The sequence below is a fragment of the Cupriavidus sp. SS-3 genome (genome assembly GCF_035818815.1).
Classification (GTDB): Bacteria; Pseudomonadota; Gammaproteobacteria; order Burkholderiales; family Burkholderiaceae; genus Cupriavidus; species Cupriavidus taiwanensis_C.
Genome location: NZ_JAYLVT010000003.1, coordinates 261,773 through 280,405 on the forward strand (window position 1 = coordinate 261,773; position 18,633 = coordinate 280,405).

An 18,633-nucleotide genomic window follows, 5' to 3' on the forward strand; every position below is an offset into this window, starting at 1 on the left:
GCATGCCGCGCCGGGCCTGCGGATGAATGCTGTCAGTTGGCCGCGGGGGCGCTGGCCGGCGACTGGCGCCCGCCCGGCGCCGCCTTGCGGCCGGTGGCCGCGGGTGCGGCCGGCTTCGGTGGCGCTGCCACGGCGGAAGCCGGCGCCAGCTGGCGCAGGCCCGCACTGGCGCGGGCATCGCCGGGATTGCGGCGCAGCGCTTCGGTGTAGGCCTGCTCGGCCAGGCGGCGGTAGACGTCGCCCAGATTGGTGTAGCCGACCGCGAAGGCGGGCTTGACCTCGGTGGCCAGCAGCAATTCGGCTTCGGCGCGCTTCAGGTCGCCGCGCTTGGCATAGAGCAGCGCCAGGTTGTTGTGCGGCTCGGGCAGTTCGGGAAAGTCCTGCGCCATCTCGCTGAAGGCCTGGATCGCCTCGTCTTCGCGGCCCGCCTGGGCCAGTGCCCAGGCGCGCTGGAAGCGTGCCTGCGCATTGCGCGGGTTGGTGGCCAGCACGCGGTCGAAGCCCTTGATGGCGTCCTCGTAGCGGCGCGCGTTGGCGGCTTGCTGGGCCTCGCCCATGCCAGGGTCGGTCGACTGGATGCCGCCGACCGGCGAGGTCGGCACCGCCAGCGAGAGCGGGCCGTTCTGCGCGGACGCAGGGCCTGCCAGCGCCGCGGCCAGGGCCAGCAGCGGCAGGACGGTGCGGGATCCGCGCCGGCGCGTGCGCGTAGCGGAGACGGCAGAAAACGGGGAGGGCAGCGGCAGGCTCATTGAGGACGGGTCCGTTATACTCCGCGGCATTCTAGCAAAGCGGCAAGTGCGGCACGAAGGCGATGCCGCGGCGGCCAGGCGTGCGGTGTTCATGCACGACGTGCGTGCGCACGTGCATGCGCGCCGGCCGGCCGGGCCGCGGGTCCGACTCGCGCACCGCCTTCCGGTAAGATATGGGGCGCGACGGCATTGCGCCAGCAGCGGCGTTCGCGCTGCCTGCCGTGTGGAACCGGCAGACTCCTCTCACCACTCACTTCGTTTCATGCAGCCCCTCAACATCTACAACACGCTCGCGCGTGAGAAGCAGCCATTCGTGCCAATCGAACCCGGCAAGGTCCGCATGTATGTGTGCGGCATGACCGTGTACGACTATTGTCACGTCGGCCACGCGCGCGTGATGGTGGTGTTCGACATGGTGCACCGGTGGCTGCGCGCCGCCGGATACGAGGTGACGTATGTGCAGAACATCACCGATATCGACGACAAGATCATCCGCCGCGCGGTCGAGAACGGCGAGACCATCGGCGAGCTGACCACGCGCTTCATCCAGTACATGCACGAGGATGCCGCCGCGCTGGGCGTGATCCGTCCCGACTACGAGCCGCGCGCCACCGACTACGTGCCGCAGATGCTCGACATGATCGGCAAGCTCGAGGCGAAGGGCCTGGCCTACCAGGCCAGCGACGGCGACGTGAACTACTCGGTGCGCAAGTTCGACGGCTACGGCAAGCTGTCCGGCAAGTCGCTGGAAGACCTGCGCGCCGGCGAGCGTGTCAGCGCCAACGATGCCAAGCAGGACCCGCTCGACTTCGTGCTGTGGAAATCCGCCAAGGCCAGCGAGCCGCCCGAGAGCAAGTGGGATTCGAAGTGGGGCGCCGGCCGCCCGGGCTGGCATATTGAATGCTCTGCGATGAGCTGCGCGCTGCTGGGCGAGCATTTCGACATCCATGGCGGCGGGGCAGACCTGCAGTTCCCGCACCACGAGAACGAGATCGCGCAGTCCGAAGGCGCCAGCGGCAAGCCCTTCGTCAACCTGTGGATGCACAACGGCTTCGTGCGCATCAACGACGAGAAAATGTCCAAGTCGCTTGGCAATTTTTTCACCATCCGCGAGGTGCTGAAGGCGTACGACGCCGAGGTCGTGCGCTTCTTCATCCTGCGCGCGCACTACCGCAGCCCGCTGAACTACAGCGACGCGCACCTGGACGATGCGCGCCACGCGCTGACGCGCCTGTACACGGCGCTCAAGGACAGCCAGCCGGGCGGCTGCGCGGTGGACTGGGACGAGCCGCACGCGAAGCGCTTTGCCGAGGCCATGGGCGACGACTTCAACACGCCGATCGCGATGTCGGTGCTGTTCGACCTGGCCAGCGAGATCAACCGCACCGGCTCCACCGCGGCCGCGCGCCAGCTCAAGGGGCTGGCCGGCACGCTGGGGCTGCTCGAGCGCGATCCGCACACCTTCCTGCAGGGCGGCAAGTCCGCCGACGGCCCGTCGCCGGACGAGATCGAAACGCTGATTGCGGCGCGCAAGGCCGCCAAGGCCGAGCGCAACTTCGCCGAGGCGGACCGCATCCGCGCGCAGCTGCTGGAAGGGGGCATCGTGCTGGAAGACAAGCCGGGCGGTGCCACCGAGTGGAGGCGTGCTTGAACGCTGCCGCGCGCAAGCCCGCTGCCGCCACGCCGCCCGCCACCGCGGGCCGGGCGAAGGCGGCCGGCCCGCGCCCGGGCAAGGCCGGCGCCAGGGAGGCGCCGCTGCCGGATGGCAAGGACACCAGCAAGGACGCCACGCGCTCCGCGGCAAAGGCCGCGCGCAACGCCAAGGTCGTGCTGCCGGAAGCCCAGGCGGTGCCGCTGCCGGTCGAGACCGTCGCCGATGCCGTGCGCCCTGCATACTGGGACGAGGCGTGCGCGGACCTGATGAAGCGCGACCGCATCCTGCGCAAGATGATCCCGACCTACGGTCCCGCGCACCTGGTCTCGCGCGGCGACCCGTTCGTCACGCTGGCGCGCGCGGTGGTGGGCCAGCAGATCTCGGTCAAGGCCGCGCAGTCGGTGTGGGAGCGCCTGCACGCGGTGTGCCCGCGGCTGGCGCCGGCGCAGTTCCTGCGCGCGGGCCCCGAGAAGCTGGCGGGCTGCGGCGTGTCCAAGCGCAAGGCGGAATACCTGATCGACCTGGCCGGGCACTTCAAGGCCGGCACGGTGCATGTCGCGCAGTGGGCGCAGATGGACGACGAGGCCGTCATCGCCGAGTTGACGCAGATCCGCGGCATCGGCCGCTGGACCGCCGAGATGTTCCTGATGTTCAACCTGATGCGGCCCAATGTGCTGCCGCTCGACGACGTCGGCCTGATCAACGCCATCTCCACCAACTATTTCAGCGGCGAGCCGGTGACGCGCAGCGAGGCGCGCGAGGTGGCGGCCAACTGGGAGCCGTGGCGCACCGTGGCGACCTGGTATATGTGGCGCAGCCTCGACCCCTTGCCAGTGACGTATTAGCCATTGCGGCAATAAAAATTAACTCCAGGTGCATTGCAGGCTATCCGGCAGGCGCTAAGATAGCGGCCAATTTCCGGTAGAATGCGCCCCTTCACAGACAGGTACGTGTGATTTTATGAAAACCACCTTCCTGGATTTTGAGCAGCCCATTGCCGAACTCGAGGCAAAGATCGAAGAACTGCGCTTCGTGCAGGACGATTCGGCTGTCGATATTTCCGAAGAGATTTCGCGGCTGGCCGGCAAGAGCCAGCAGCTGACCAAGGACATCTATGCCAACCTGACCCCGTGGCAGGTTGCGCAAATCGCCCGCCACCCCCAGCGTCCCTATACGCTGGACTACGTGCGCGAGATCTTCACCGATTTCCACGAACTGCACGGCGACCGCACCTTCGCCGACGACCTGTCGATCATCGGCGGCCTGGCGCGCTTCAATGGCCAGTCGTGCATGGTGATCGGGCACCAGAAGGGCCGTGACACGAAAGAGCGCGCCATGCGCAATTTCGGCATGCCCAAGCCCGAGGGCTACCGCAAGGCCAAGCGCCTGATGGAGCTGGCAGACAAGTTCGGGCTGCCGATCTTCACCTTCGTCGACACCCCGGGCGCATTCCCCGGCATCGACGCCGAAGAGCGCGGCCAGTCCGAGGCCATCGGCCATAACCTGTACGTGATGGCAGGCCTGAAGGTGCCGCTGATCGCCACCATCATCGGCGAAGGCGGTTCGGGCGGCGCGCTGGCGATTGCCGTGGGCGACGTGGTGCAGATGCTGCAGTTCGCCACCTACGCCGTGATCTCGCCGGAAGGCTGCGCCTCGATCCTGTGGAAGACCGCCGAGAAGGCTCCTGAAGCCGCCGAGGCGCTGGGCCTGACGGCGCACCGCCTGAAGGCGCTGGGCCTGATCGACAAGATCGTGAGCGAGCCGCTGGGCGGCGCGCACCGCGACTACAAGGGCATGGCGGCGATGCTCAAGCGCTCGCTGGCCGAGTCGCTGCGCCAGTTCCAGGGCATCAGCGTGAAGGAATTGCAGGCACGCCGCTACGAGCGCCTGCTGGCCTATGGCAAGTTCAAGGAAACCGGCGCCCAGGACTGACCCGTCCGCCCGGCTGACCGACAAGGTCGCACAGGCCCTGCAGGCCGGTGCGGCCTTTGTTGTTTCTGGCGGTGCCACCGCGGCGCCGTCGACGGTCGCGGTGGCGCTGTCGGGCGGGCGCGACTCGGTCGCACTGCTGCATGCCGCGCGCGCGGCGGTGGCGCAGGCGGGCGATGGCGCGCGCGTGGTGGCGCTGCATGTCCATCACGGCCTGCAGGCCGAGGCCGACGACTGGGACCGCTTCTGCGCCGCGCTGTGCGCGCAGTGGCAGGTCGGCTATTTCGTGCGGAGCGTGTCGGTGCGGCCGGCGGCGGGCGAGGGCGTGGAAGCCGCCGCGCGGCGCGCGCGCTATGCCGCGCTGGCGGCGATGTGCGCCGACAGCGGCGCGCGCCTGCTGCTGTTTGCCCACCACCAGGACGACCAGGTCGAGACCGTGCTGCTGCGGCTGTTCCGCGGCGCCGGCGTGGCCGGCATGGCCGGAATGCCGGCAATGCGCCCGCTGGATCCGCACAGCGGCGTGATGCTGCTGCGTCCGTGGCTGGACGTGCCGCGCGCCGGCATCGAGCAATACTGTGCCGCCAACGCGCTGCAGTGGATCGACGACCCGTCCAATGCCGACGGCCGCTACACGCGCAACGCCTTGCGCCAGCAACTGCCGGCGCTGCAGGCGGCGTTTCCGGCGCTGGCGGTCAACGTGGTGCAGGCCGCCGCGCATTTTGCGCAGGCCGGCGCGCTGATCGACCAGATGGCTGCCGCCACGCTGGCCACGCTGGTGCGGTCTGGCCGCGACGCCGACACGCTGTCTGAACTCGACCTGCCGGGCCTGCGCGCGTTGCCGGGCGCGCAGGCCGATGCGGTGCTGCGCCTGTGGCTGCGCGACCTCGGCGTGCGCGCCCCGTCCACCGCGCGGCTGGCGGCGATGCGCGGGCAACTGGTCGCGCACGCCGGCGGCGAGCCCGCCATCGCGCATGAGGGCCTGGTGCTGCGCCGTTTCCGTGAGCGCGTGCTGGCCTGCGTGCCGCCGCCGGCGCAGGTGCCAGAGCCCGTACTGCTGGACTGGCGCGGCGAGGCCCGCATCGTCGTGCCCGCCTGGCGCGGCGAACTCCATTTCTTTCGCGACGACACCTTCGGCGTGCCCGAAGCGGTGCTGCGCCAGCCCTTGCGCCTGGCCGCGCGCAGCGGCGGCGAACGTATCGTGCTGCGCCCCGGCGGCCCCGCCCGGGCGCTGAAGCAGGCCTGCCAGGAGGCCGGCATCCCGGCCTGGCGCAGGGCCTGGCTGCCGCTGCTGTGGGCCGGCGACACGCTGGTGCTGGCCGCCGGGCTGGGCATGCATCGACGCTGGCCCGACGCAGCGCCGGCGCCGCGCTGGCGCGTGGCGTGGCATCCGCAGGCGCCGACGCTGGCAATGCCACCGCGCTGACCTTGCCGAACGGTGGTTCGATGGCGTTCGCCAGCCGTCGGCATCACATCCGGCCTGGCGCAGATAGTCCCCGTGCGCCTTGCCTGACCGGCCCGCTTCGTGTATTTTCAAGGGCTTTGCACAATCGCTGGCGTCGACAAGAAGATGGCTCTCATCGTTCACAAATACGGCGGCACTTCGATGGGTTCCACGGAACGCATCAAGAATGTCGCCAAGCGCGTGGCCAAGTGGCACCGCGCCGGTCACCGCGTAGTCGTGGTGCCTTCGGCCATGTCGGGCGAGACCAATCGCCTGCTGGGACTCGCCAAGGAAATTTCGCCCCAGCCCGCTCCGCGTGAACTGGACATGCTCGCCTCCACCGGCGAACAGGCCAGCGTGGCGCTGCTGGCGATCGCCCTGCACGGCGAGGACATCGACGCCGTCAGCTACACCGGCTGGCAGGTTCCGGTGAAGACCGATTCGTCCTACACCAAGGCCCGCATCGAATCGATCGACGACGAGCGCATCCTGGCCGACCTCGACGCCGGCCGCGTGGTCGTGATCACCGGCTTCCAGGGCATCGACGACGACGGCAACATCACCACGCTCGGCCGCGGCGGCTCGGACACCTCGGCCGTGGCCATCGCCGCCGCGATCGAGGCCGATGAGTGCCTGATCTACACCGACGTCGACGGCGTCTACACCACCGATCCGCGCGTGGTCGAGGACGCCCGCCGCCTGGACCAGATCACCTTCGAGGAAATGCTGGAAATGGCCAGCCTGGGCTCCAAGGTGCTGCAGATCCGCTCGGTGGAGTTTGCCGGCAAGTACCGCGTCAAGACCCGCGTGCTGTCGTCGCTGACCGACCCGCTTATGCCGCTCGAGCAGGAAATGCACTCGGGCACGCTGATCACTTTTGAGGAAGAAGACTCCACCATGGAAGCCGCTGTCATCTCCGGCATCGCCTTTGCCCGCGACGAAGCCAAGATCACCGTCCTGGGCGTGCCCGACAAGCCCGGCATCGCCTACCAGATCCTGGGCCCGGTCGCCGACGCCAACATCGACGTCGACATGATCATCCAGAACCAGTCCGTCGACGGCAAGACCGACTTCACCTTCACCGTGCCGCGTGGCGAGTACCAGCGCGCGCTGGCCATCCTGAACGATGGCGTGAAGGCGCACATCGGCGCCGGCAGCGTGTCGGGCGACCCCAAGGTGTCGAAGGTGTCGGTGGTGGGCGTGGGCATGCGCTCGCACGTCGGCATCGCCAGCAAGATGTTCCGCACGCTGTCGGAAGAGGGCATCAACATCCAGATGATCTCCACCTCGGAAATCAAGATCTCGGTGCTGATCGACGAGAAGTACATGGAGCTGGCCGTGCGCGCGCTGCACAAGGCCTTCGAACTGGAACAGGCGTGATCCGTTCGTAAGCTTTTCTGGCGAGGCCGCAAAATTTGTGTTGAGTCATCGATTTTTCATTGACCAACCCCGGCGGCATCGCTAGAATACGCGCTTCGTTGTGTGGCTCCCTCACACAACGCAAGTTTGGGAGACGTGGCCGAGAGGTCGAAGGCACTCCCCTGCTAAGGGAGCATCCGGGCCAAAACCTGGATCGAGGGTTCGAATCCCTCCGTCTCCGCCAATGACAACCGTCCTTGGCGGCGGAACCCCGGAAGATCGCGGTCTTCCGGGGTTTTGTTTTTTCTGGCGCCCCGCAGGGCGCATCCCACCCCATCGGCAATCCGTTCGCGTGGCCTTGCGCCGCTCCCCCGATGCGTGCGCCGATTCTCCTTTACTTCCTCGTCCGGCGTGCTCCAGATTCATATTGAGCATCGGCTTTGCCGGTGCCAGAATTCCCTGCATGCGGAGGCGTGGCGCCGGCAGCTGGCCGGGTCGCCTCACCGCGATGGCGGGACGGATCAGGATGCACATGGACCGGGAACTGCTGCACCAGGCGTCGGAGGGTTCGGTACTGTTCGCGGATGTCAGCGGCAGTACGCGGCTCTATGAGCGCGCGGGCAACGCCGCCGCCCTTGCCGCGGTCGCCCGTTGCATCGCTGCGATGAAATCCTGTTCCGAGGCCGCGCAAGGCCGGCTCATCAAGACCATCGGCGACGAGGTCATGGTGCTGTTCCCCTGCGCAGAGCAGGCGTTGCAGGCGGCATTGGACATACAGCGGGCCGTTGCGGAACTGCCGCCCGTGGCCGGCTTCACCATGTCGTCCCACATCGGCTTCCACCATGGCCCGATCCTGTTCGACGCGTCCGGCGATGTCTTCGGCGATGCCGTGAACCTGGCCGCGCGGCTGTCCGGGCTCGCCGCGCGCGGCCAGATCATCACCAGCAAGGACGCGGTGGCGGACCTGCCCGCGCCGCTGCGCCAGATGACGCGCTACCTGTACCCGATCCACGTGCGCGGCAGGGCGCAGCCGGTCGAGTTGTACGAGGCGATCTGGCAGCAGGCCACCGACCTGACCCTGATCGCGGGGTTCAAGGAGCCGCTGTCGCATGCCGCTTTCCTCACCTTGCGCTACCGGGACACCGTGGTCGAGATGAACGCGGTCTCGGCGCCGGTCACCATCGGGCGTGACGCCGGCATGACCATCGTGGTGTCGGACCGCCTGGCGTCGCGGTTCCAGGCCATGGCCGAGCCGCGCGCCGGCCGCTATGTACTGATCGACAGGAGCTCGAACGGCACCCACGTCAGCATGGATGGCGCCGAGCCATTCATTTTGCGCCGCGACGAGGTCACGCTGAGGGGGCATGGCTGGATCGGGTTTGGCCAGTGGACGGGGCCGAGCGCGGAGTGCATCGAATTCGCCCTGCAGGTGGACAAGGCCAGCGCGGGGCGATAGCTGGAATTCGCATGAAAACGGCGTGGGAATTTCAGTTTTGAATTCCAGGCCGGCGTGGCGGCGCTGAAAATCCTTTTGTAAATCAACAAGAGCGTCGGTGGCTCGTTTCTTGCGCCCACCAGGATGCAGGCGCATGCTGGTTGCCGCCTGTGATCCGCCATTCCCCATCACCCGACTTTCCGTGGCCACCGCGCACGGAGGGCTATTTTCTTGCCGCCATGGACTACCGCCCGATCCAATCCCTGCTGATTGCCAACCGCTCCGAGATCGCCATCCGCGTGATGCGCGCGGCCGCCGAGATGAACGTCCGCACGGTGGCGATCTATTCGAAGGAAGACCGCCTCGCGCTGCATCGCTTCAAGGCCGACGAGAGCTATCTGGTCGGCGAGGGCAAGAAGCCGCTGGCGGCTTATCTCGATATCGACGACATCCTGCGCATTGCGCGGCAGGCCGGGGTCGACGCGATCCATCCGGGCTATGGCTTCCTGTCGGAGAACCCGGAGTTCGCGCAGGCCGTGATCGATGCCGGCATCCGCTGGATCGGCCCGTTGCCGGAGGTGATGCGCAAGCTCGGCAACAAGGTCGCGGCGCGCAACGCGGCGATCGCCGCGGGCGTGCCGGTAATGCCGGCCACCGATCCATTGCCGCATGACCTGGAGGCGTGCAAGCGCCTGGCCGCCGGCATCGGCTATCCGCTGATGCTGAAGGCGAGCTGGGGCGGCGGGGGGCGCGGCATGCGCGTGCTCGAAAGCGAGCAGGACCTGGAGGGCGCGCTGGCCGCGGCGCGGCGCGAGGCGCTCGCGGCATTCGGCAACGACGAGGTCTATGTCGAGAAGCTGGTGCGCAATGCGCGCCACGTCGAAGTGCAGGTGCTGGGCGACACGCATGGCAACCTGGTGCACCTGTACGAGCGCGACTGCACCGTGCAGCGGCGCAACCAGAAGGTGGTCGAGCGCGCGCCGGCGCCGTATCTCGACGCTGCCGGGCGCGGCGCGCTGTGCGAGTCGGCGCTGCGGCTGATGCGCGCGGTCGGCTATACCCACGCCGGCACGGTCGAGTTCCTGATGGATGCCGACTCCGGCCAGTTCTACTTCATCGAAGTCAATCCGCGCATCCAGGTCGAGCACACCGTCACCGAGATGGTCACCGGCATCGATATCGTCAAGGCGCAGATCCGCATCACCGAGGGCGGTCATATCGGCATGACCGAGAACACGCGCGATGCCGACGGCAGGATCGTGGTGCGCGCCGCGGGCGTGCCGGTGCAGCAGGACATCGCCCTTAACGGCCATGCGCTGCAGTGCCGGATCACCACCGAGGACCCGGAAAACGGTTTCCTGCCGGACTACGGCCGCCTCACCGCATATCGCAGCGCGGCGGGCTTCGGCGTGCGCCTCGATGCGGGCACCGCCTATGGCGGCGCGGTGATCACGCCGTACTACGATTCGCTGCTGGTCAAGGTCACCACCTGGGCGCCGACCGCGCCGGAATCGATGCGGCGCATGGATCGTGCGCTGCGCGAGTTCCGCATCCGCGGCGTCGCGTCCAACCTGCAGTTCCTCGAGAACGTCATCAACCATCCCGCGTTCCGTTCGGGCGACGTCACCACGCGCTTTATCGACAAGACTCCGGAGCTTCTGGCTTTTGCCAAACGCCAGGACCGCGCCACCAAGCTGCTGCGCTACCTGGGCGAAGTCAGCGTCAACGGCCATCCCGAGATGAGCGGCCGCGCGCTGCCGTCGCTGCCGCTGCCCGCGCCGGTGCTGCCGGCGATCGACACCAGCGCCGCGCTGCCGTACGGCACGCGCGACCGGCTGCGCGAACTGGGCGCGGAGAAGTTCTCGCGCTGGATGCTGGAGCAGAAGCCGGTGCTGCTGACCGACACCACCATGCGCGACGCGCACCAGTCGCTGTTCGCCACGCGCATGCGCAGCGCCGACATGCTGCCGATCGCGCCGTTCTATGCGCGCGAGCTGTCGCAGCTGTTCTCGCTGGAGTGCTGGGGCGGCGCCACCTTCGACGTGGCGCTGCGCTTTCTCAAGGAAGACCCGTGGCAGCGCCTGGAGCAGTTGCGCGAGCGCGTGCCCAACGTGCTGTTCCAGATGCTGCTGCGCGGCTCCAACGCGGTCGGCTACACCAACTATGCCGACAACGTGGTGCGCTTCTTCGTGCGCCAGGCGGCCAGCGCCGGCGTGGACGTGTTCCGCGTATTCGATTCGCTCAACTGGGTGCGCAATATGCGCGTGGCGATCGATGCCGTCGGTGAAAGCGGCGCGCTGTGCGAGGGCGCGATCTGCTATACCGGTGACCTGTTCGACCCCAAGCGCTCCAAGTACGACCTGAAGTACTACGTCGGCATCGCGCGCGAGCTGCAGCAGGCCGGCGTGCATGTGCTGGGCATCAAGGACATGGCCGGCATCTGCCGGCCGCAGGCGGCCGCGGCGCTGGTCAGGGCGCTCAAGGAAGAGACCGGGCTGCCGGTGCACTTCCATACGCACGACACCAGCGGCATCTCGGCCGCGTCGGCGCTGGCCGCGATCGAGGCCGGCTGCGACGCGGTCGACGGCGCGCTCGACGCGATGAGCGGGCTGACCTCGCAACCCAACCTGTCGAGCATCGCCGCGGCACTGGCCGGCAGCGAGCGCGATCCGGGCCTGAACCTGGAGCGCCTGCACGAGGCATCGATGTATTGGGAAGGGGTGCGCCGCTACTACGCGCCGTTCGAATCCGAGATCCGCGCCGGCACCGCCGACGTGTACCGCCACGAGATGCCGGGCGGGCAGTACACCAACCTGCGCGAGCAGGCGCGCTCGCTTGGCATCGAGCACCGCTGGACCGAGGTCTCGCGCGCCTACGCCGAGGTCAACCAGATGTTCGGCGACATCGTCAAGGTCACGCCGACCTCCAAGGTGGTTGGCGACCTGGCGCTGATGATGGTGGCCAACGACCTGAGCGCGGCGGACGTGTGCGACCCGGGCAAGGAGATCGCCTTCCCGGAATCGGTGGTGTCGCTGTTCCGGGGCGAGCTGGGCTTCCCGCCCGACGGCTTCCCGGCGGCGCTGTCGCGCAAGGTGCTGCGCGGCGAGCCGCCGGCGCCGTACCGGCCCGGCGACCAGATCGCACCGGTCGACCTCGACGCGGCCCGCGCCGCGGGCGCGGCGGCGTGCGAGCAGCCGCTCGACGACCGCCAGCTGGCCTCGTACCTGATGTATCCCAAGCAGGCCGCCGAGTACCACGCGCATGTGCGCCAGTACAGCGATACCTCGGTGGTGCCCACGCCGGCCTACCTGTACGGCCTGCAGCCGCAGGAAGAGGTGGCGATCGACATCGAGCCCGGCAAGACCCTGCTGGTGTCGCTGCAGGGCACCCATCCCGATGCCGACGAAGGCAAGATCAAGGTCCAGTTCGAGCTGAACGGGCAGTCGCGCACCACGCTGGTCGAACAGCGCAGCACCGCGCAGGCCGCGGCCGCGCGCCAGGGCCGGGCGGTGGCCGAGCCGGACAACCCGCTGCATGTTGCCGCGCCGATGCCGGGCTCGATCGTGACGGTGGCGGTGCAGCCCGGCCAGCGCGTGGCCGCGGGCACCACGCTGCTGGCGCTGGAGGCGATGAAGATGGAGACCCATATCGCAGCGGACCGCGATTGCGAGATCGCGGCGGTGCATGTGAAGGCGGGCGATCGGGTGGCGGCGAAGGACCTGCTGGTGGAACTGAAGGACTGACAGCCGGCGCGGCCCGCCGCGCCTGTGCGGGCCATCCATGGCACCCCGGAAGATCTCGGTCTTGCCGGGGTTTTTTTGTCTGAATGACGCTGCAGCCGGGCGGCCATGCCTCCCCTTCGTAGCACGCCCCGAAACATTGTTCCGGCTTTGGAACACTGTGTTTGCCTGGAACGGGCTTCTGCAACGTCGAAGCGCTGCTATCGTGTCGAGCCGTGATCAAAGCAAAGCGGTGGCGCGTCGATCTCGCAGGCGCTGCCCGACAGATACGGATGTCAGTGAAGAAAAACACATTGTCAGGGGGGCTGCCGCGCGCGGCTCTGGTGTCGATTACGGCCGCCCTGCTGGCGCTGCCGTCCGCCGCCGGCGCGGCGGGATTCTCGATGCAGGCGGGCTATGGGCGCGACAACCGGCACGGCGTGGAGAAATACGAAGTGTCGGCGCGCTGGGACGAGATCGTGCAGTGGCAGCTGTCGAGCCGGCTGGCGCTGGCGCTGGACGGGGAGGTCAATGTTGCCAACTGGCGTGCGCTGTCGTCGCGGCCGTCGAGCCAGTTGATGGAGTTCGGCGTGTCGCCGATCTTCCGTCTCAGCTATGCGGGTGACCATGTCACGCCGTTCGTCGAGGCCTCGGTAGGCCTGCGCGTGCTGAGCCACACCGAAATCGCCGGCGGCCATCGCATGGGCTCGGCCTTCCAGTTTTCCGACATGATCGGCGTGGGCGTCGCCTTCGGCAAGGCGCAGCGGCTGACCATCGGCTACCGCTTCCAGCACCTGTCCAACGGCGGGATCAAGGACCCGAATCCAGGCACCAACTTCAGCATGGGATACGTGCGCTACCGCTTCTGATTGCTGGCGGCATCGTTCCAGCGGCAGGACGCTGCATCGCAATCGGGCCGTCTACCGCGCACCGGCCGCGGCACCTATCATCGCTTCATGGATCATTGCCGGCCCCGCCTGGCCGGCACTCTCGGAGATCGACATGAAGCGCATTCTGGGTGTCTACAGCGCACCGCGTCCGCACTGGGTCGGGGATGGTTTCCCGGTGCGCTCGATGTTCTCGTACACCAGCCACGGCAAACAGCTGAGCCCGTTCCTGCTTTTGGACTACGCCGGCCCGGCCGATTTCACGCCGACGCAGCGTCCGCGCGGCGTGGGCCAGCATCCGCACCGCGGCTTCGAGACCGTGACCATCGTCTACAAGGGCGAGGTCGCGCATCGCGACTCGACCGGGCAGGGCGGGGTCATCGGTCCGGGCGACGTGCAATGGATGACGGCGGGCGCCGGCATCCTGCATGAAGAGTTCCACTCGCCCGCGTTTACGCAAAGCGGCGGCGCGCTGGAGATGGTGCAGCTGTGGGTCAACCTGCCAGCGCGCGACAAGATGGCCGCGCCGGGCTACCAGGCCATCGTCGACCGCGATATCCCGGCGGTGCCGATGCCGGACGGCGCCGGCACGGTACGCGTGATCGCCGGCGAGTACGAAGGCAAGCGCGGCCCGGCGCGCACCTTTACGCCGATGCACGTGTGGGACATGCGCCTGAACCAGGGCGCCAGTCCGCGCCTGGCGCTGCCCGAGGGCTGGCATACCGCGCTGGTGGTGCTGCGCGGCAAGGTCACGGTCAACGCCGAGGCCACCGTGCGCGATGCCGAGATGGTGGTGCTGGATGGCGCCGGCGATGCGGTCAGCATCGAGGCCGGCACCGATGCCATGGTGCTGCTGCTCAGCGGCGAGCCGATCGACGAGCCCATCGTCGGCCACGGCCCGTTCGTGATGAACACCGAGGCGGAGATCGCCGAGGCGTTCCGCGACTTCAGCAGCGGCCGCTTCGGCAGCATGGCCGCGGGGCGGCAGTAGAAATTCGCAGCAAGCGGGCTGTGGCAGGCGGCGGGCGCAATGCCCGCTACCGACCACGCCGGCTCAGGCGAGCGTGAAGGTCGGCACCGGCGCGCCGCCGTCGCTGGGCGAGAATTTGACCTGCACCTTCTGGCCGATCCGCACCGTGTCGAGATCGCAGTCGACGATATGGGTCATCATGGTCACGCCTTCGTCCAGCTTGACGTAGGCGATGCAGAACGGGTTGGGGCCGGCGCGGCGCGTCACGCTGTAGGTGTAGATGGTGCCGCGGCCGCTGGCCGGCTTCCACGAGGTGGTGCCCATGCAGAACGGGCACAGCACGCGCGGATACCAGTGGGGCTTGCCGCAGTCGTCGCAGACCTTGACCAGCAGTTGGCCTTCGCGCGCGGCCTGCCAGAACGGCAGGTTGTCGGGTTGTTCGTCGGGCGCCTTGTAGACGGCGGGGATGTGGGGGGTCGTCATGTCAGTGCTCCCGCGCTTTATTCACGTTCGAGGATCAGGGTGGCGCTGCCGTGGCGCGAGCCCAGGTAGCCGCCGGTGCCCTGCGCCAGCGCGAGGTCGCAATTGGCGACCTGCACCGCGGGGTGGGCCTCGCCGCGCAGCTGGCGCACGGCCTCGATCACCTTGGTGATGCCGCCGCGGTTGGCCGGATGGTTGTTGCACAGGCCGCCGCCATCGGTATTGAACGGCAGCTTGCCGACGCCGGAGATCAGGTTGCCGTCGGCGACGAACCTGCCGCCTTCGCCCTTCTTGCAGAAGCCCAGGTCTTCCAGCTGCATCAGCACGGTGATGGTGAAGCTGTCGTAGATCGACGCGTACTTGATGTCGGCCGGGGTCACGCCGGCTTCGGCAAACGCAGTGGCGCCCGAGAAGCGCGCGCCCGACCAGGTCAGGTCGACTTCGCCGCCGAGCTGGCCCTTGATGTATTCGCCGGCGCCGCGGATCTTCACCCTGGGCCGCCGCAGCGTGGCGGCGATCTCCGGTCGCGCCACCACCAGTGCGCCGCCGCCGTCCGAGACCACGCAGCAGTCCAGCTTGTGCAGCGGATCCGAGATCATCGGCGAATTCAGCACGTCTTCGACCGTGACCACGTCGCGCAGCATGGCGTGGGGGTTGTGCTGCGCGTGGTGCGACGCCGCCACCTTGACCCAGGCCAGCTGCTCGGCGGTGGTGCCGTACTCGTGCATATGGCGCATCGCCGCCATCGCGTACAGGTTGACGGTGACCGGGCTGAACGGGCTTTCGAACGGCAGGTCGGGCAGGTTGGCGCCCCAGTTGCGCGCCTGCGTGCCGGTGGAGCCTTCCGAGCGCGGGCGGCCCGCCAGCGTGATCAGCGCGACGTTGCACTTGCCGGCGGCGATCGCCTGCGCGGCGTGCGAGACATGGACCAGGTAGGCCGAACCGCCGGTATCGGTGGAATCGACATGGCGCACCTTCAGGCCGAGGTAGTCGACCATGTTGACCGCGCCCAGCCCGGGCGCGTCGCCGGCGCAGAAATAGCCGTCGACGTCGGCCAGCGTCAGGCCGGCGTCCTGCAGCGCGCCCTTGGCGCTCTCGGCATGCAGTTGCGCCACGGTCTTGTCAGGTGCCTTGCGGGTCGGGTGCTCGTAGGCCCCGACGATGTAGGCCTTGCCGTTGATGCTCATCTGTTCTCCTTCGGTGCGTCAGGTGGTGCCAGCGGGGGCGGTGCGGGCGCAATGCTGGCACGGCGATCCCGAGAGTATTGCGTAGCTTGCCCGCTGCCTTGTATTCGGAACTGCCGAAGGGTGTATTCGGTGCGGGCGGGGACGCGGCCATCCAAGCCTGGCGCGACGCACTTGGCGCGCGAACGATTGCGGCGACCGCTACAATCTGCGCTGGATATTTCTGAGTCTGAACCAAAAGGATCGATGACCTACATCGTTGAAGCGGTGGATGAGGCCCTGGGCCTGCTGATGCTGGTGGCTGAGCACCCATCGCTGGGCGTGACCGAACTGGCACGGCGCGCCGGACTGACCAAGGCGCGCGCGTTCCGCTTGCTGACCACGCTCGAGCACCGCGGCCTGATCGCACGCGAGTCGCCGGCGGCGGTCTACAAGCTCAGCTACAACGCGCTGCTGGTCGGCAATGCCGCGCGCGAACAGTTCGACCTGGTCAAGCTGGTGGGCCCGCGGCTGGCGGCGATCGGCGCGGCCTGCGGCGAAAACGTGATCGTGCGCGTGCGCGACGGGCTCGAGTCGGTCTGCGTGGCGCGGCACGAGTCGACGCAATCGGTGCGCGTGCATACCGAGATCGGCAACCGGCGGCCGCTGCATGTGGGGGCCTCCGGCAAGCTGCTGCTGGCATTCGCCGCACCCGAGGTGGCAGAGGCGGTGCTGGCGCAACCGCTGGAGCGCTTCACCGCGAAAACCATCATCGAGCCGCAGGCGCTGCGCGACGAACTGGCGGCGATCCGTGCCGCCGGCTATGCGGTCTCGGTGGGCGAGCGCGATGCCGACGCCGTCTCTGCCGCGGCGCCGCTGCGCGACCACAGCGGCGCCGCGGTGGCGTCGCTGAGCATTGCCAGCCCGGCCAGTCGCACCACGCAGCAGGCGCTGGACAGCCATGTGGCGATGGTGGTGGCGGAGGCCGCCAACCTGTCGCGGGCACTCGGCTACGCGGGCGGCTGAACCCGGTACCGCGCGGCCACGTCCCGCGCACTTCCCGTCCCAAACGGCGCTTCGGCGCCGTTTTTTTTGGGCCCGATGCACGGCTCGGGGGTAAACCCTGCTTATCGGGACCCATGTTGATGTCTTATCCTTCGATACACGGTATCACTGAATGAAACAATGTATCGGGAAGCGAACCACCCCACCATGCCCAACCCAGCCGTTTCCTTGCGGGCGCGCCTTGCCGCCGTCGCACTGGCCGCCACGGCGCTGATCGCTGGCGCGAACACCGCGCGGGCCGCCGACCTGCGCATCGGCTACAAGGCCGAGATCAGCGCTGCCGATCCCCATGTGCTCGACGCCGCCGGACGCAACCTGTGGGGCCATGTCTACGAAACCCTGGTCGGCCTGGACAACGCGCTGCGCCCGGTGCCGCAGCTGGCCACTGGCTGGCGCCAGCTGGACGACCGCACCTGGGAGTTCCAGCTGCGTCCCGACGTGCGCTTCAGCAATGGCGAACCATTTACCGCCGACGATGCGCGCTACTCGATCGAGCGCGCGATGAAGCTGCCGGGCGCGCGCACCTTCCGCACCTACCTGAAGTCGGTGGCGGCGGTCGAGGTCACCGGGCCGCTGACGTTGCGCGTGCGCACCCGTTCGCCCAACCCGGTGCTGCCGCAGAACCTTGGCATGGTGGCGATGCTGCCGCGCTCGCTCGGCCCCGGCGTGCGCGAGGCCGATTTCGCGCACGGCGGCGCCGCCATCGGCACCGGCCCGTACCGGCTGGTGGCGTGGGAGCATGGCCAGCAGCTGACGCTGTCGCGCAATCCGGGCTACTGGGGCGGGCCGCAGCCGTGGCAGCGGGTGGTATTCCAGTTCATCCCGAAGGAGCCGGCGCGGGCCTCGGCGCTGCTGTCCGGTCTGGTGGACGTGATCGACGCCTCGTCGGCCAGCATTGCCGAGGCCTTTGCGCGCACCAACGGCCGCATCCGCACCGTCGCCGCCACCTCGTACATGCTGAACTACCTGCAACTGGACCAGGCTCGCGCGGTCTCGCCCTATGTGCAGGACCACGCGGGTCAGCCGCTGGCGGCCAACCCGTTGCGCGACGTGCGGGTGCGGCAGGCGATCAGCCTGGCGATCGACCGCGACCTGATCGCGGCGCGCGTGACCAAGGGCGATTCCGTGCCGGCCGGTCAGATGGTGCCGCAGGGCTTCTTCGGCTTCGCCCCGGCGGTGCCGGCGCCGCGCGCCGACGTGGAGCGGGCGCGCTGGCTGCTGGCGCAGGCCGGCTATCCGCAGGGCTTCCGCCTGACGCTGCATTGCCCCAACGACCGCTACCTGAACGACGCCAAGACCTGCGAGGCGGTCGGGCAGATGCTGACCCGCGCCGGCATCCGCACCGAGGTGCGCACGCTGCCGTATTCGGTCTATATCACCCGCGCCACCTCGGGCGGCGCCGGCGGCAAGCCGGAGTTCAGCGCCTTCCTGCTCGGCATCGGCGCGGTCAGCGGCGATTCGCTCGAGCCGCTGGTGGCGGTGGCGCATGCGCAGGACAAGGCCGCCGGCCTGGGCGCCAACAACCGCAGCGGCTATGCCAACGCCGCCGTCGACGAACTGATCGCGCAGGCCATGCGCACCATGGCGCCGGCCCCGCGCGAACTGGCGCAGCAGGGCGCGGCGGAGCGCCTGGCGTCCGACGCCGGTATCGTCCCGCTGCATCACCTGCGCGCCGCCTGGGCCTATCGCGACGGGCTTGTGGTGCAGCCGCGCAGCGACGGCTTCACCTATGCCGGCAATATCCGCCCGGCACCGCCGGCCGTGCCGCAACGCTGACGTGCC

The 18,633-nt window shown here is 68.6% G+C and carries 14 protein-coding genes and 1 tRNA gene; 12 read left to right on the forward strand and 3 right to left on the reverse strand.

All coding sequences use genetic code 11. From position 1 onward, the window contains the following. Window positions 1–32 precede the first annotated feature (32 nt). Window positions 33–749: a tetratricopeptide repeat protein gene (locus tag U9J39_RS07140; RefSeq protein WP_115708974.1), complete on the reverse strand. Its 717-nt coding sequence runs from the start codon at window positions 747–749 to the stop codon at window positions 33–35. A 262-nt stretch (window positions 750–1,011) separates the two neighbouring features. Here U9J39_RS07140 and cysS point away from each other — a divergent pair, with 262 nt between their 5' ends. From cysS to U9J39_RS07190, 10 genes are all read left to right on the forward strand, one after another. Then, window positions 1,012–2,400: a cysteine--tRNA ligase gene (gene cysS / locus U9J39_RS07145; RefSeq protein WP_115708976.1), complete on the forward strand. Its 1,389-nt coding sequence runs from the start codon at window positions 1,012–1,014 to the stop codon at window positions 2,398–2,400. Further along, the gene (locus U9J39_RS07150) at window positions 2,397–3,248 is read left to right on the forward strand and encodes a DNA-3-methyladenine glycosylase family protein (protein WP_115708978.1); all 852 of its coding nucleotides are present in this window, start codon (window positions 2,397–2,399) and stop codon (window positions 3,246–3,248) included. The genes cysS and U9J39_RS07150 overlap by 4 nt, the downstream gene beginning before the upstream one ends. Window positions 3,249–3,363: 115 nt before the next feature. Next, the gene (locus U9J39_RS07155; protein ID WP_115708980.1) at window positions 3,364–4,335 is read left to right on the forward strand and encodes an acetyl-CoA carboxylase carboxyltransferase subunit alpha; all 972 of its coding nucleotides are present in this window, start codon (window positions 3,364–3,366) and stop codon (window positions 4,333–4,335) included. Continuing rightward, complete coding sequence (tilS, locus tag U9J39_RS07160; RefSeq protein ID WP_414247912.1) at window positions 4,301–5,755, forward strand: tRNA lysidine(34) synthetase TilS; 1,455 nt, start codon at window positions 4,301–4,303, stop codon at window positions 5,753–5,755. Before U9J39_RS07155 ends, tilS begins: the two co-directional genes overlap by 35 nt. Before the next feature lie 144 nt (window positions 5,756–5,899). After that, window positions 5,900–7,153 carry an aspartate kinase gene (locus tag U9J39_RS07165; RefSeq protein WP_115708984.1) on the forward strand — a complete coding sequence of 418 codons (1,254 nt, stop codon included), beginning with the start codon at window positions 5,900–5,902 and terminating at the stop codon, window positions 7,151–7,153. Window positions 7,154–7,282: 129 nt separating this feature from the next. Then, window positions 7,283–7,376 (forward strand) — tRNA-Ser (locus U9J39_RS07170). A 282-nt stretch (window positions 7,377–7,658) separates the two neighbouring features. Further along, complete coding sequence (locus tag U9J39_RS07175; RefSeq protein WP_115711616.1) at window positions 7,659–8,588, forward strand: adenylate/guanylate cyclase domain-containing protein; 930 nt, start codon at window positions 7,659–7,661, stop codon at window positions 8,586–8,588. Window positions 8,589–8,806: 218 nt separating this feature from the next. Next, window positions 8,807–12,310, forward strand: a complete 3,504-nt coding sequence (locus U9J39_RS07180; protein WP_116312392.1) for a pyruvate carboxylase — start codon at window positions 8,807–8,809, stop codon at window positions 12,308–12,310. Between the two features lie 269 nt (window positions 12,311–12,579). Continuing rightward, window positions 12,580–13,155: an acyloxyacyl hydrolase gene (locus tag U9J39_RS07185; RefSeq protein ID WP_326346822.1), complete on the forward strand. Its 576-nt coding sequence runs from the start codon at window positions 12,580–12,582 to the stop codon at window positions 13,153–13,155. 133 nt (window positions 13,156–13,288) lie between these two features. Next, a complete protein-coding gene (locus U9J39_RS07190) occupies window positions 13,289–14,164 on the forward strand; it encodes a pirin family protein (RefSeq protein WP_116312393.1) in 876 nt (291 codons plus the stop codon). A 63-nt stretch (window positions 14,165–14,227) separates the two neighbouring features. Here the strand turns inward: U9J39_RS07190 and U9J39_RS07195 are convergent, their stop codons facing one another. Both U9J39_RS07195 and U9J39_RS07200 read right to left on the reverse strand, forming a co-directional pair. Further along, entirely contained in the window at window positions 14,228–14,626 is a 399-nt protein-coding gene (locus U9J39_RS07195; protein WP_012352500.1) for a Zn-ribbon domain-containing OB-fold protein, read from the reverse strand. A gap of 17 nt (window positions 14,627–14,643) precedes the next feature. Then, window positions 14,644–15,810, reverse strand: coding sequence for a thiolase domain-containing protein (locus U9J39_RS07200; RefSeq protein WP_115708992.1), 1,167 nt, complete (start codon window positions 15,808–15,810; stop codon window positions 14,644–14,646). Window positions 15,811–16,053: 243 nt separating this feature from the next. Here U9J39_RS07200 and U9J39_RS07205 point away from each other — a divergent pair, with 243 nt between their 5' ends. Then, window positions 16,054–16,812: an IclR family transcriptional regulator gene (locus U9J39_RS07205; protein WP_115708994.1), complete on the forward strand. Its 759-nt coding sequence runs from the start codon at window positions 16,054–16,056 to the stop codon at window positions 16,810–16,812. Between the two features lie 186 nt (window positions 16,813–16,998). Next, window positions 16,999–18,627 (forward strand): ABC transporter substrate-binding protein, encoded by a 1,629-nt coding sequence (locus U9J39_RS07210; RefSeq protein WP_326346823.1) that lies wholly within the window; start codon window positions 16,999–17,001, stop codon window positions 18,625–18,627. The last annotated feature ends 6 nt before the right edge of the window (window positions 18,628–18,633 follow it).